This window comes from Bradyrhizobium sp. 186 (assembly GCF_023101685.1).
GTDB lineage: Bacteria > Pseudomonadota > Alphaproteobacteria > Rhizobiales > Xanthobacteraceae > Bradyrhizobium.
In genome coordinates, this window is the sequence record NZ_CP082164.1 from 5,646,750 (window position 1) to 5,659,671 (window position 12,922).

Below are 12,922 nucleotides of genomic sequence, written 5' to 3' on the forward strand. Positions count from 1 at the left end.
TTGCGAGGAGCTGTTGCGACGAAGCAATCCAGTCTGCCGGTCACGTCCTGGATTGCTTCGCGACGCCCGCAATGACGACGCGAATTCTTTTCTCGTCACACCATCATCATGACGGGGTTTTCGATGAGCTGCTTGAAGGCACCGATCAACTCGGCGCCGAGCGCGCCGTCGATGGCGCGGTGATCGCAGGACAAGGTCACGCTCATCATGTGCGCGATCTCGATCTTGCCGCCGCGCACGACGGGGCGCTCCTCGCTGGTGCCGACCGCGAGGATCGTCGCATGCGGCGGGTTGATCACGGCGGTGAAGTGGCTGATGCCGAACATGCCGAGGTTGGAAACCGCGGTGGTGCCGCCCTGGTATTCTTCCGGCTTAAGCTTGCGGCTCCGCGCCCGCGCGGCAAAATCCTTCATCTCGTTGGAGATGGTCGACAGAGTCTTGGTCTCGGCCTTGCGGATGATCGGCGTGATCAGGCCGCCGGGCATCGCCACGGCGACGCCGACGTCGGAGTGGTGGTGCTTGACCATGCCGGATTCGGTCCAGCTCACATTGCAGTTCGGGATCTTTTGCAGCGCGACCGCCATCGCCTTGATGACGAAGTCGTTGACCGAGATCTTGTAGAGCGGCTTCTTCTCCTTGTCCTTCGGTGCGGCGGCGTTGATCTCCTCGCGTGCAGCGAGCAGCTTGCCGATGTCGCAGTCGATGGTGAGGTAGAAGTGCGGGACGTTCTGGATCGATGCGGTCAGGCGCTGCGCGATGGTGCGGCGCATGCCGTCATGCGGAACGACCTCGTAGGAGCCGGGCTCGAACAGCGCCAGGATCTGCTTGTCCGACATGGTCGGCGCGATCGAGGGCGCGGAGGACGGGCTCGCGGCCGGTGCCTTGAGGCCCTTGCCGGACTTGGCCTGCTCGACGTCGCGCGCGACGACGCGGCCGTGCGGGCCGCTGCCCGTGACCATCGCAACCTCGATGCCGGCATCCTTGGCAAGACGGCGCGCCAGCGGTGACGAGAACACGCGGCCGCCATGGCCGTTGCTCTGCGTAGCGGGAGTCGCGGCCTGCGGCGCCGGTGCGGCGGCAGGCGGCGGCGCTTTCGGAGTAGCCGCGGGAGCCGGCGTAGCAGCAGGAGCTTCAGGGGCCTTGGGCGGCGCAGCCGATGCGCTCGGCTTTGCCGCTCCGGCGCCAGCCGCCTTCACGTCCTCGCCCTCGCCGGCAAGCACCGCGATCACGTCATTGACCGGGACGTCCTGCGTGCCTTCGGGCACCAGGATCTTGGCGATCGTGCCTTCGTCGATCGCTTCGACCTCCATGGTCGCCTTGTCGGTCTCGATCTCGGCGATGATATCGCCGGATTTGACCTTGTCGCCTTCCTTCTTCAGCCACTTGGCGAGGTTGCCCTTCTCCATCGTCGGCGAGAGAGCGGGCATCAGGATGTTGATGGGCATGCTGACCTCACGAAGAACTTCTAAAAACGTCGTCCTCGGAGCGAAGACGACAGACCAAGGTTTAGTTGCCGATGTCGCCCTGCCACAGGCGCTCATTGGCTGGATTTGAACGCCAATTCTTCATCATGGTGATGGAGCGGTCGTCCGCAAGATCGATCCAGGGGGTGCCGAACTTGTCGAGAATGTCCTTGGAGCCCGGGAAGGTCACGGATTCCCCGATCACCACCAGCGAGACCTTGAACAGAGCGAGCGCGCCGGCACACATCGAGCATGGCGACAGCGTGGTGTACATGACGGTATCGTGGAACGAGATCACGCCGGCCTCGCGCAGGCAGCTCATCTCGCCGTGCAGGATGACGTTGTTCTCCTGCACGCGGTTGTTGTGGCCGCGGGCGATGATCTTGTTGTCGCGCGTCAGCACCGCGCCGATCGGCAGGCCGCCCTGCGCGATCGAAGCCTCCGCCTCGCGGATCGCCTCCAGCATGAAATCGTAGTGATGGGATTCGATCGCCACGGTCAGTGCCCCTTCCCCCGCGGTGTCGTCGTGCCGGTATCGGTCGGCCGCTCGATCTCCGCCTGGAACATCTCGATGATCCGGTTCAGGGCGTCCTCCTCGGTATATTCGCTCTCGCGCGCATAGGCGCGCGCGGCGTGGCGGGCGAGATCGACGAGCAACAGGCCCCACATGTCGGGCTCCTCGAAGGCGCGCTGGAACGCCATCGACAGCCCGCCGTCCAGCACGAACACGCGCAAGATCTCAACCGCGTCGTCGCGGGCGAGGACGTCGGGCGGCAATGGCTGCTCCTTCGGGCCCGCCATGGCCTACCTGTAGCAGACGGCTTTGGCGGCCTCGACCACTTCCGCCGCCGAGGGCAGCGCGAGCTTCTCCAGGTTCGCGGCATAGGGCATCGGCACGTCCTTGCCGGAGACGCGGGCGACCGGCGCATCCAAATAGTCGAAGGCGTTTTCCATGATGCGCGCGGCGATCTCGGCGCCGACGCCGCTCTGGGCCCAGCCCTCCTCCACCGTGACGGCGCGCCCCGTTTTCTTGACGGAGTTGACGATGGTCTCGGTGTCCATCGGCCGCAGCGTGCGCAGGTCGATGACCTCGGCCTCGATGCCGTCCTTGGCGAGCTCGTCGGCGGCCTTCAGCGCATAGCTCATGCCGTTCGACCATGAGATGATCGTGACATGGCTGCCCGAGCGCACGATACGCGCCTTGCCGATCGGAATCACGAAATCGTCGAGCTTCGGCACTTCGCCGGTGTGGCCGTAGAGCATCTCGTTCTCGAGGAAGATCACCGGATTGGGATCGCGGATCGCGGCCTTGAGCAGGCCCTTGTAGTCCGCCGCGGAGAACGGCGCGACCACTTTGAGGCCCGGGACGTTCGAATACCAGGAGGAGTAGTCCTGGCTGTGCTGGGCCGCGACACGCGCGGCGGCACCGTTCGGGCCACGGAACACGATCGAGCAGCCCATCTGGCCGCCGGACATGTAGAGCGTCTTGGCCGCCGAGTTGATGATCTGGTCGATCGCCTGCATGGCGAAGTTGAACGTCATGAACTCGACGATCGGCTTCAGCCCGGTCATTGCGGCGCCGACGCCGATGCCGGCAAAGCCGTGCTCGGTGATCGGCGTGTCGATCACGCGCTTGGCGCCGAACTCCTGCAACAGGCCCTGGGTCACCTTGTAGGCGCCCTGATATTCGGCGACCTCCTCGCCCATCACGAAGACGTCGGCGTCGCGGCGCATCTCTTCGGCCATGGCATCGCGCAGGGCCTCGCGGATGGTCTGCGTCACCATCTCGGTGCCGGCAGGGACTTCCGGATCTGGTTCGGCGACAGCCTGCGGCGCGGACGGTGCAGCCTTGGGCGCGGGTGCCTCGGCCTTTGCGGCGGCAGGCGGCGCTGATTCGGCGGCCTTCTGCTGCCGAGCAGGCGCGGGTGCCTTGGCAAGATCGGCCGCGCTTTCGCCATCGGCCAAAATCGTCGCGATCGGGGTGTTCACGGCAACGTCCGCGGTACCCTCGGGGATCAGGATCTTGCCGAGCGTGCCCTCATCGGTCGCCTCGACCTCCATGGTCGCCTTGTCGGTCTCGATCTCGGCGATCACATCGCCCGACTTGATCGTCTCACCCTCTTTTTTCAGCCACTTGGCGAGGTTGCCCTTCTCCATCGTGGGTGACAACGCGGGCATCAGCACTTGAATTGGCATATCGGCTCCAAAAGAAAGCTTGCGCGCGTTCAGCGATAAATGTCGGTCCAGAGCTCGGCGGCATCTGGCTCGGGATCATGCTGGGCAAAGTCGGCGGAGGCATTGACGATGTCGCGGACCTCGGCGTCGATCGCCTTCAGATCCTGCTCGCTGACCTTGGCGGCCAACAGGCGATTGCGCACCTGCTCGATCGGATCCTGGTCGTGGCGGACTTTTTCGACCTCCTCGCGCGTGCGATATTTTGCGGGGTCGGACATCGAGTGACCGCGATAGCGGTAGGTCTGCATCTCCAGAATCATCGGCCCCTTGCCGGCGCGGCACCAGGCGGCAGCCTCGTCGCCGGCGGCCTTCACCGCCCGGACATCCATGCCATCGACCTGCGTGCCGGGAATGTTGAAGGAGGCGCCGCGCTTGGAGAAATCCTGCTGCGCCGAGGCGCGCGAGACCGAAGTGCCCATGGCGTAACGGTTATTCTCGATGACGTAGATCACCGGCAGCTTCCACAGCTCCGCCATGTTGAAGCTCTCATAGACCTGGCCCTGGTTGGCTGCGCCGTCGCCGAAATAGGTGACGCTGACATTGTCGTTACTGCGATAGTGATTGGCGAAGGCGAGACCGGTGCCGAGCGAGACCTGCGCGCCGACGATGCCGTGGCCGCCGTAAAAGTGCTTCTCCTTGCTGAACATGTGCATGGAGCCGCCCTTGCCCTTGGAATAGCCGCCGCGGCGGCCGGTAAGCTCGGCCATGACGCCGTTGGCCTCCATGCCGGTGGCGAGCATATGACCGTGATCGCGATAGCCGGTGATGACCTGATCACCCTGCTTCAGCGCCATTTGCATGCCGACGACCACGGCCTCCTGGCCGATATAGAGGTGGCAGAAGCCGCCGATTGCGCCCATGCCGTAGAGCTGGCCGGCCTTTTCCTCGAACCGCCGGATCAGGAGCATGTCGCGGAGCGCCTTGAGCTCCTGCTCCTTGGTGAATTCCGGGGGCGAACCGCCATCGGTCTTGTCCTGTTGAGCGCTTACGGCGGCTTTCTTGGGTGCGGCCATGGGAATTCCGGGTCAGAGAAACTTCAGCCCTCTCTAACCCAAGTCAAACGCGCGCGAAAGCACCGCGGCGGCATGGCACGACTTTCATTATGCCGCACTGCAACGTGATCGAAATATTGGAAAATCTTTGGCGCGGATGGGGCAACAAATTTAATCACAAGCGATTCGCGGGGTTACGCCTGGAAGCCCTGCGCCGGTCAGCGCCCGTTCGCTGGAACGAACGGCGCCAAAACGGCGCCGCTCGCTCCTGCCCAATCAGAAGAAGCCGAGCTTCTTCGGGCTGTAGCTGACCAGGAGGTTCTTGGTCTGCTGGTAGTGATCGAGCATCATCTTGTGGGTCTCGCGCCCGACACCCGACTGCTTGTAGCCGCCGAATGCCGCATGCGCGGGATAGGCATGGTAGCAGTTGGTCCAGACCCGGCCGGCCTGGATCGCCCGGCCGAAGCGGTAGCAGCGGTTGGCATCGCGGCTCCAGACTCCGGCCCCTAAGCCATAGGGCGTGTCGTTGGCAATCGCGAGCGCCTCCTCGTCGGTCTTGAAGGTCGTGACCGAGACGACGGGGCCAAAAATCTCCTCCTGGAAGATTCGCATCTTGTTGTGGCCCTCGAACACCGTCGGCTGGACATAGAATCCGCCGGCAAGATCGCCCGCGAGCTCGGCACGTCCTCCGCCGGCCAGCAGCTTCGCACCCTCCTGCTTGCCGATGTCGATGTAGGAGAGGATCTTCGCCAGCTGCTCGCCCGAGGCTTGCGCGCCGATCATGGTATCGGCCTCGCGCGGATCGCCCTGCTTGATCGCGGCGACGCGCTTCAGCGCCCGCTCGATGAAGCGGTCATGGATGTCCTCGTGGACCAGCGCCCGGCTCGGACAGGTGCAGACTTCGCCCTGATTCAGCGCGAACATGACGAAGCCCTCGATCGCCTTGTCGAAGAAGTCGTCGTCTTCGGCGGTGACGTCGCTGAAGAAGATGTTCGGCGATTTGCCGCCAAGCTCCAGCGTGACGGGAATGAGGTTCTGGCTGGCATATTGCATGATCAGCCGGCCCGTCGTGGTCTCGCCGGTGAAGGCGATCTTTGCAATCCGCGGACTCGAGGCCAGCGGCTTGCCGGCTTCGAGGCCAAAGCCGTTGACGATGTTGAGGACGCCGGGCGGCAAGAGGTCGCCGACGATCTCGGCCCAGACCATGATCGAGGCCGGCGTCTGCTCGGCGGGCTTGAGCACCACGCAATTGCCGGCTGCGAGCGCGGGCGCGAGCTTCCAGCAGGCCATCAGCAGCGGGAAGTTCCAGGGGATGATCTGGCCGACCACGCCGAGCGGCTCATGGAAATGATAGGCGATGGTGTCGTGATCGATCTCGCCGATCGAGCCTTCCTGGGCGCGGACCACGCCGGCGAAGTAGCGGAAGTGATCGATAGCCAGCGGCAGGTCGGCGGCGCGGGTCTCGCGGATCGGCTTGCCGTTATCCCAGGTCTCGGCGATGGCGAGCCGCTCGAGATTCTCTTCCATGCGGTCGGCGATCTTGTTCAGGATCGCGGCGCGCTCGGCGACGCTGGTGCGTGCCCAGGCAGCCTTCGCGGCATGCGCCGCGTCGAGCGCCGCTTCGACGTCCTGATGGTCGGAGCGCGCGATCTTGCAGACGATCTGGCCGTTCACTGGCGAAGCATTGTCGAAGTAACGGCCCGAGATCGGCGCGACAAACTTACCGCCGATGAAATTGTCATAGCGTGCGGCGAAGGGATGCTTGGTGACGCTGAGGAATTCGACCTTGTTCATGTTCACTCACTATGTTGCTGTTTGCGCAATCCGTCGTGTGCTCACGATTTGCGCCGACGATGTCGCGGGAGCGGTGTTATGTCAGCCCGGGCGGAAGCGATGGCTGAGCCGACCTGTCGCAGTTCTGCGACAGGTGATGCGGCCACACACACGGGTTTCATCCTGAGAGCCGCGCTTGCCCGGGTTCCTCAAAGCAAGGTGCAAGTTGGGTCATGCGCGCCTTCCGCATCGTCATTGCTAGCGGAGCGAAGCAATCCAGAATCTTTCGGCGGAGGGACTCTGGATTGCTTCGCCTGCTCGCAATGACGAGTGAGGAAACAGCAGGACTCAGTGCGCATTCAGCCCAAACCGATTGAGCTTCCTGTGCAGGGTTGCGCGGCTCACTCCGAGGGCCTTGGCGGCCGCCGAAACATTGCCGCCCGCGCGCAACAGCGCCCGCTGCAACACCGCGCGCTGACCGCCGGCAAGGTGGTCGTGCGCGGTATCGCCGCCGAGAAGATCGGCCGCGGGCACCGGCTGCAACGGGCGGCCGGGCGCGATCCCAAGTCCCACCCGGGCGGATCGGGTCGCGCCTATCACGAGATCATCCGCATCGACCGCGACCAGACCGCCGCACTGGCCGTCCGCGGCCTGTGTCAGCACGATGCGGGCATGGGCGAAGGCCTTCCGAAACAGTTCGGCCTCGATGCGCTTGGCCGCGTCACCCGCCGCGAGCGCGATCAAATTGGCGAAGGCGTCGGTGCGGTCAGCGCGGCAAGAGGAGACGTCAAGCACGCCCGCGAACGCCGCCTCATGGTCGTAGATCGGGACGGCGGTACAGCTCAGTAACGTGTTGCGGGTGAAGAAGTGCTGATCGCGATCGATCGTCAGCGGACGCTGCTCGACGAGGCAGGTGCCGATGCCGTTGGTGCCCTCATGCTGCTCGCTCCAGAGCGCGCCGGTCCACAAGCCCCAGGATTGAAAGGTGGTGTCGTCGGCCGGCGTGCCGCGACGATCGACCGGCACGCCGTCGCCGTCCGCGAGCAGCACGCAACAGCCGGCGGCGCCGACCGCCTGGTAGAGCCGGTCCATTGTCCCGTGCGCGGCGGCCAGCAGCGGCGCGATGCGCTCGCGCGCCTGTCGCAGCTGGGCTTCGCTCAGCCGCATCGGCGAGTGACGGCCGCCGGGATCGAGATGATGCAGCCGGGACGAACGGCGCCACGAGGCCACGAGCGCGGAGCGAGCCGCCTGGCCTGACACGATGGCGGCCTCGACGCGGGCCGCGTGATGCCGGGGGGCTTGCCCATTCATCACTGTTTCCTCCGGAAGACAGTCTAGGCGGTGCCGGCGCGGTCCGGTTGATCTGTGTCAACTTTGGACGACAGCGCAGGGGACAGCCATGGACCCGTTAGCGCGCCACCGTCAAGGCGGCAACATGGCCCCGGCCGTACGACTTTCGGCACCAACGAACATGGCTTCCGATATTCGACAGAGGCTTTCGAAGCGGATTTCGGAACGGTCGGAAGCGCTAGTTCGGCGGGTTCGTCCGAACGAGATCATGCGGATTGGCATAGTCGAGCTGAAAGCGCGCCCGCTCGTCCAGCATGTCGGGGTCTATCTTCTCCGAGCGCAACAGCGACACACGCTGCTCGCTCCTGGCGCGCTCGCGCTTGAGCTGCGCCAGTTCGCTGGTCAGCGCGATGATCTCCTGATCGAGTTCCTGGCGGGCGTTGAGGCCGTACTTGCCAGTATAGGCGTTGATGCCGAAATAGCCGACGATAGCGGCCGCCATCGCGTAGAGGGCGAGACCGGTCAGGATCGATTTCAGGCGCGCGCGGGAGACCATTTTGGCAACATGGAACAGGTTGGTTAAGGGAGTGCTAATTCCCTGCCCGCTCCGTCTCGCAGGCCGCTCGGCCGATCGAGGAAATTGAGCCCTCCTCGCCGATCGTCGTGCCCGGCCTTGTGCCGGGCATCCACGTTCTTCGTCGCTACGGAGAAAGCCGTGGATGGCCGGGACAAGCCCGGCCATGACGGAGACTTGAGTGGGGCATCACCCGTGATGCTTCGCCACATGCGCTGCAAACGCGTCGATGTAGGCCTGGAGCACGTGCTTCAGCGAGTCCTTGACCAGATTGCCGTCTGCGTCGAAGGCGTCGCCGACGGCGTTCAGGTAGATCTCGGGCTGCTGCATAATCTGGCCGGCAATGCCGGGCAGGATGTTCTGCAAGGTCTTTGCCGCGCTGACGCCGCCCAGCGGTCCCGGCGAGTTGGAAATGATGCCGACCGGCTTGCCGTTGAACGAGCTCTTGCCGTAGGGCCGCGAGGCGACGTCGATGGCGTTCTTCAGCACGCCCGGGATCGCGCGATTGTATTCCGGCGTGATGAATAGGACGCCGTCCGACTTCTGGAGTTTTTCGCGAAAAGACAACCAGTCGGCCGGCGGCGCGCCTTCGAGGTCCTGGTTGAAGAACGAAATGCCCGCCGGCGTGATGACCTCAAGCTTGAGAGATGCCGGCGCGAGCTTGGCGAGCGCATTGCCGATCTTCAGCGAAAAGCTGTCCTTGCGCAGGCTGCCGGCGATCGTGACGATGTTGTAGGCCATGGGTTGTCCTCGAAATCTTCAGCGGGAGTGCCGGGGCGGCACTTAAGCGATCCGGACCGATGGATGCAAGTGCATGAACCGGTCCGATTTGGAAACGCTGTGTTTCACGAAAGCAGACAGTTGCCCAAGACAATCAGGCCGCCAAGAGGCGGCCTGATCATTGAATAAAATGTCGTACCGATCAGATCGTCGGATTCCAGGCCGACGGGATCAGGCGATATTTGGCGCCGTCCTTCTCGACATGACCGACCGAGGGGAAGGTGAAGTGGAAGCCGATGACCGTCGCCTTCTCCGCCGCCGCCATATCGTAGAACTTGTGACGCGTCTCCTGCGCCAGCGCGGCGTCGGTGTCGAACACCACATGCCAGTCCGGATTGCGCAGGAAGAACTCCGGGATGTTGGTGACGTCGGACTGGATCAGCACCTTGGCACCGCCAGACGCGACCGCGAACGAAGTGTGCCCGGGGGTGTGGCCCGGCGTCGCGATCGAGGTGATGCCGGGCGCGACCTCCCTGCCCCACTCGTATTTCGTCACCTTGGATTCAAGCCCGGCAAACGTCTTCTTCACGTTGGCAAAATAGTTCTTCATCATCCCGTTGGACTCGGCCTTGGCGGTGTTGTCCTCGCTGGTCCAGAACTCCCAGTCCTTGCCCGGCACCATGATCTCCGCATTCGGGAAGGCGAGCGAGCCGTCGGCCAGGCGGATGCCGTTGGTGTGGTCGGGATGCAGATGCGAGAGCAGCACAATGTCGATGCTCTTGGGATCGATGCCTGCGACCGCAAGGTTTTGCAGCGTGCGGCCGACCGCGCCCTTGCTCGGCTCGAGATTGGCGGCGCCGTTGCCGGCATCGATCAGCACGAGCTTCGAGCCGGTGTTAATGAGCTGCGGATTGAACGGCACCGTGACCATGCCCTTCGGCATGTAGGCCGCCTCGCCCGCGGCGAGCGCTTCGTCCTTGGGCGCGTTGACGACGAACTTGTCCGGCATCGGGAAGGTGCGCGCGCCGTCGTTGATCGAGGTGCACTCGTAGGATCCGACCTTGTAGCGGTAAAAGCCGGGCGCCTGCGCGCCGCTTTGCGGCACTGAGGCATTGGCAATGGTCGGCCCGAGCCCGGTAACGGCAGCAGCGCCCACCGCGGCTGCGCCTGCGAGCAGGTGACGGCGATTGAGATCGGTCATGTAGATGTCCCCTTCTGAGCGCCTTGCGATTTTTCCGCTTTCAATGGCGGCGGAATAATCTCCTGCTTCGCTCAGAAGGCAAGTCCTCTTTTCGGTGACGCGCCGTCGCACATCACGAAAATTTATTCGGGTTGATGAGGAATTTTTCGCCGGTGGCCCGTTTGGCGTACACCGCGATATTGGCCGGATCGAGCGTCTCCTGAAGCGACACCACCTTGGTGTAGTGGCTCGCAAAGGTCGTCTTCAATTCGTCGACCACGCGCTGGCGCAGCTTTGCGCCGTCCGCCTGCCCGATCTTCATCAGGAACGGAAACAGCAGCCAGCCGCCGACGCCCCAGGCCATGCCGAAGCCGCGCGGCAGTTCGATCGGACGGACATCGAGTCCCCCGTAGACGTAGACCTGCTTGTGCACGTTGGAGCCGTAACGGCTGTACTCCTTGGCGGTCTTGTTGATCGCGACTTCCATGCAGTTGAGGATGTCACCGGCAAGCTTGCCGCCGCCGATGGCATCGAAGGCAATGGTGGCGCCGGTCTCGACCAGCGCATTGGTGAGATCACCGAGGAAGCTCGGCGCGGTGGAATCGACGACATACTTGGCGCCGAGCTTGTGCAGGATGTCGGCCTGTTCCTTGCTGCGCACGATATTGACCAGCGGGATGCCGTCCTTGATGCAGATCTTGTTCAGCATCTGCCCGAGATTGGAGGCGGCCGCGGTGTGCACCAGCGCCTTGTGACCCTCGCGCCGCATGGTCTCGGTCATGCCGAGCGCCGTCAGCGGATTGACGAAGCAGGATGCACCTTCCGCCGGTGTGGTGCCCGCGGGCAGCGGCATGCATTCGCGCACTTTCAGAGTGCGGTACTGCGCGTACATCGCGCCGCCGATCATCGCGACGGTCTTGCCCATCAGCGCCTTCGCGGCATCGGACGAGCCGGTCTTGATGACAACGCCCGCGCCTTCGTTGCCGACCGGCATGGATTCGTCGAGCCGGCCTGCCATCGCCCGCATCGCGCCTTCCGGCACCTTCGCGGTGATGACGGGAGACTCTTTCGTGCCCGATGCCTTCGCCGTGCTCATGTCGGCGGCACCGATCAGAAGCCCGAGATCGGACGGATTGATCGGCGCCGCCTCGACGCGGACGACGACCTCGTCCGCGGCTGGCTCGGGGGTCGGCACGTCGACCAGCGAGATCTCGAGCTCACCGCTCTTCCTGATCAGCGAACGCAGTTGCAGTCCGGTCTTGCCGTCGCTCATGTCGATCCTCCCCTGTTTTGTCGTAGCGCCGGCTTATGCCAGCGCCTTCAGTGCCGCCTTGCCGCCGTAGAGCGCCTGCTTGCCGAGCTGCTGCTCGATGCGCAGGAGCTGGTTGTATTTGGCGGTGCGATCGGAACGCGCAAGGGAGCCGGTCTTGATCTGCCCGCAATTGGTGGCGACCGCGAGATCGGCGATGGTGGAATCCTCGGTCTCGCCGGAGCGGTGCGACATCACCGAGGTGTAGCCGGCCTTGTGCGCCATCTCGACGGCGGCGAGCGTCTCGGTGAGCGTGCCGATCTGGTTGACCTTGATCAGGATCGAGTTGGCCCGACCCGCCTTGATGCCTTCCGCCAGGCGCTTGACGTTGGTGACGAAGAGATCGTCGCCGACGAGCTGGCACTTCTTGCCGACGAGATCGGTGAGCTCCTTCCAGCCGTCCATGTCGTCTTCCGACATGCCGTCCTCGATGGTGACGATCGGATAGCGGCCGACAAGGTCAGCAAGATATTTGGCCTGCTCGGACACCGAGCGGGTCTTGCCCTCGCCTTCGTAGACGTACTTGCCGTCCTTGAAGAACTCGGTCGAGGCGCAGTCGAGCCCGATCACGATGTCGGTGCCCGCCATGTAGCCGGCCTTGCCGATCGCGTTCATGACGAATTCGAGCGCGGCATCCGCCGATGGCAGGTTCGGGGCAAAGCCGCCCTCGTCGCCGACATTGGTGTTGTGGCCGGCCTTCTTCAGCTCGGACTTCAGGGTGTGGAAGACCTCCGCGCCGTAGCGCAGGCCCTCGGCGAAGGAGGACGCGCCGACCGGCAGGATCATGAACTCCTGGAAGTCGATCGGGTTGTCGGCATGCACGCCGCCATTGATGATGTTCATCATCGGCACCGGCAGCAGCCGCGCCGAGGTGCCGCCGACGTAACGATAGAGCGGCATGTCGAGCGAGTTCGCGGCCGCCTTGGCGCAGGCGAGCGAGACGCCGAGGATGGCGTTGGCGCCCAACCGGCTCTTGTTCGGCGTGCCGTCGAGGTCGATCATGATCTGGTCGATCTGGACCTGCTGCTCGGCATCGAGGCCGCTCAGCGCCTCGAAGATCTCGCCGTTGACGGCGCCGACCGCCTTGGAGACGCCCTTGCCGAGATAGCGGGCCTTGTCGCCATCGCGCAGTTCCACCGCCTCATGGGCCCCGGTGGAGGCGCCGGACGGCACCGCGGCGCGCCCGAGCGCGCCGTCCTCGAGCACGACATCGACCTCGACGGTGGGATTGCCACGGCTATCCAGGATTTCGCGGCCGATGATGTCGATGATGGCGGTCATGATGGTGCACTTCCGTTCGTTGGAGCTGATCGGTTCGTCGCGGGTCTTACACGGAGCGCAAGCAAATGTGAACGCTTGGGCGGCGCCCTTCGACTGACGCGTGAA

The 12,922-nt window shown here is 64.2% G+C and carries 12 protein-coding genes; all 12 read right to left on the reverse strand.

The annotated features are described in order from the left end of the window. Positions 1-95: 95 nt before the first annotated feature. The 12 genes from IVB18_RS27140 to eno all read right to left on the reverse strand — a co-directional run bounded on the left by IVB18_RS27140 (position 96) and on the right by eno (position 12,817). The gene (locus IVB18_RS27140; protein ID WP_247983490.1) at positions 96-1,445 is read right to left on the reverse strand and encodes a pyruvate dehydrogenase complex dihydrolipoamide acetyltransferase; all 1,350 of its coding nucleotides are present in this window, start codon (positions 1,443-1,445) and stop codon (positions 96-98) included. Between the two features lie 61 nt (positions 1,446-1,506). Next, positions 1,507-1,959, reverse strand: a complete 453-nt coding sequence (locus IVB18_RS27145) for a nucleoside deaminase (protein ID WP_247983491.1) — start codon at positions 1,957-1,959, stop codon at positions 1,507-1,509. A 2-nt stretch (positions 1,960-1,961) separates the two neighbouring features. Continuing rightward, positions 1,962-2,264, reverse strand: a complete 303-nt coding sequence (locus IVB18_RS27150) for a DUF5076 domain-containing protein (RefSeq protein ID WP_247983492.1) — start codon at positions 2,262-2,264, stop codon at positions 1,962-1,964. A 3-nt stretch (positions 2,265-2,267) separates the two neighbouring features. After that, complete coding sequence (locus IVB18_RS27155; protein ID WP_247983493.1) at positions 2,268-3,659, reverse strand: pyruvate dehydrogenase complex E1 component subunit beta; 1,392 nt, start codon at positions 3,657-3,659, stop codon at positions 2,268-2,270. Positions 3,660-3,688: 29 nt separating this feature from the next. Then, complete coding sequence (gene pdhA / locus IVB18_RS27160; RefSeq protein ID WP_247983494.1) at positions 3,689-4,711, reverse strand: pyruvate dehydrogenase (acetyl-transferring) E1 component subunit alpha; 1,023 nt, start codon at positions 4,709-4,711, stop codon at positions 3,689-3,691. A 255-nt stretch (positions 4,712-4,966) separates the two neighbouring features. Next, positions 4,967-6,484, reverse strand: a complete 1,518-nt coding sequence (gene adh / locus IVB18_RS27165) for an aldehyde dehydrogenase (RefSeq protein WP_247983495.1) — start codon at positions 6,482-6,484, stop codon at positions 4,967-4,969. Positions 6,485-6,811: 327 nt separating this feature from the next. Continuing rightward, positions 6,812-7,774: a GAF domain-containing protein gene (locus tag IVB18_RS27170; protein ID WP_247983496.1), complete on the reverse strand. Its 963-nt coding sequence runs from the start codon at positions 7,772-7,774 to the stop codon at positions 6,812-6,814. Between the two features lie 217 nt (positions 7,775-7,991). Beyond that, entirely contained in the window at positions 7,992-8,309 is a 318-nt protein-coding gene (locus tag IVB18_RS27175) for a septum formation initiator family protein (RefSeq protein WP_247983497.1), read from the reverse strand. A gap of 207 nt (positions 8,310-8,516) precedes the next feature. Continuing rightward, positions 8,517-9,068, reverse strand: coding sequence for an NAD(P)H-dependent oxidoreductase (locus tag IVB18_RS27180; protein WP_247983498.1), 552 nt, complete (start codon positions 9,066-9,068; stop codon positions 8,517-8,519). 181 nt (positions 9,069-9,249) lie between these two features. Continuing rightward, a complete protein-coding gene (locus tag IVB18_RS27185; protein ID WP_247983499.1) occupies positions 9,250-10,248 on the reverse strand; it encodes an MBL fold metallo-hydrolase in 999 nt (332 codons plus the stop codon). A gap of 112 nt (positions 10,249-10,360) precedes the next feature. Then, positions 10,361-11,500, reverse strand: a complete 1,140-nt coding sequence (locus IVB18_RS27190; protein ID WP_247983500.1) for a zinc-binding dehydrogenase — start codon at positions 11,498-11,500, stop codon at positions 10,361-10,363. A 33-nt stretch (positions 11,501-11,533) separates the two neighbouring features. Beyond that, complete coding sequence (gene eno, locus IVB18_RS27195) at positions 11,534-12,817, reverse strand: phosphopyruvate hydratase (protein WP_247983501.1); 1,284 nt, start codon at positions 12,815-12,817, stop codon at positions 11,534-11,536. Positions 12,818-12,922 lie beyond the last annotated feature (105 nt).

Bases quoted from the DNA above. Each gene is read 5' to 3' on its own strand.
- IVB18_RS27140 (WP_247983490.1), bottom strand. From the start codon at position 1,445: ATGCCCATCAACATCCTGATGCCCGCTCTCTCGCCGACGATGGAGAAG.
- IVB18_RS27150 (WP_247983492.1), bottom strand. From the start codon at position 2,264: ATGGCGGGCCCGAAGGAGCAGCCATTGCCGCCCGACGTCCTCGCCCGC.
- IVB18_RS27155 (WP_247983493.1), bottom strand. From the start codon at position 3,659: ATGCCAATTCAAGTGCTGATGCCCGCGTTGTCACCCACGATGGAGAAG.
- pdhA (WP_247983494.1), bottom strand. From the start codon at position 4,711: ATGGCCGCACCCAAGAAAGCCGCCGTAAGCGCTCAACAGGACAAGACC.
- adh (WP_247983495.1), bottom strand. From the start codon at position 6,484: ATGAACAAGGTCGAATTCCTCAGCGTCACCAAGCATCCCTTCGCCGCA.
- IVB18_RS27170 (WP_247983496.1), bottom strand. From the start codon at position 7,774: ATGAATGGGCAAGCCCCCCGGCATCACGCGGCCCGCGTCGAGGCCGCC.
- IVB18_RS27175 (WP_247983497.1), bottom strand. From the start codon at position 8,309: ATGGTCTCCCGCGCGCGCCTGAAATCGATCCTGACCGGTCTCGCCCTC.
- IVB18_RS27180 (WP_247983498.1), bottom strand. From the start codon at position 9,068: ATGGCCTACAACATCGTCACGATCGCCGGCAGCCTGCGCAAGGACAGC.
- IVB18_RS27185 (WP_247983499.1), bottom strand. From the start codon at position 10,248: ATGACCGATCTCAATCGCCGTCACCTGCTCGCAGGCGCAGCCGCGGTG.
- IVB18_RS27190 (WP_247983500.1), bottom strand. From the start codon at position 11,500: ATGAGCGACGGCAAGACCGGACTGCAACTGCGTTCGCTGATCAGGAAG.
- eno (WP_247983501.1), bottom strand. From the start codon at position 12,817: ATGACCGCCATCATCGACATCATCGGCCGCGAAATCCTGGATAGCCGT.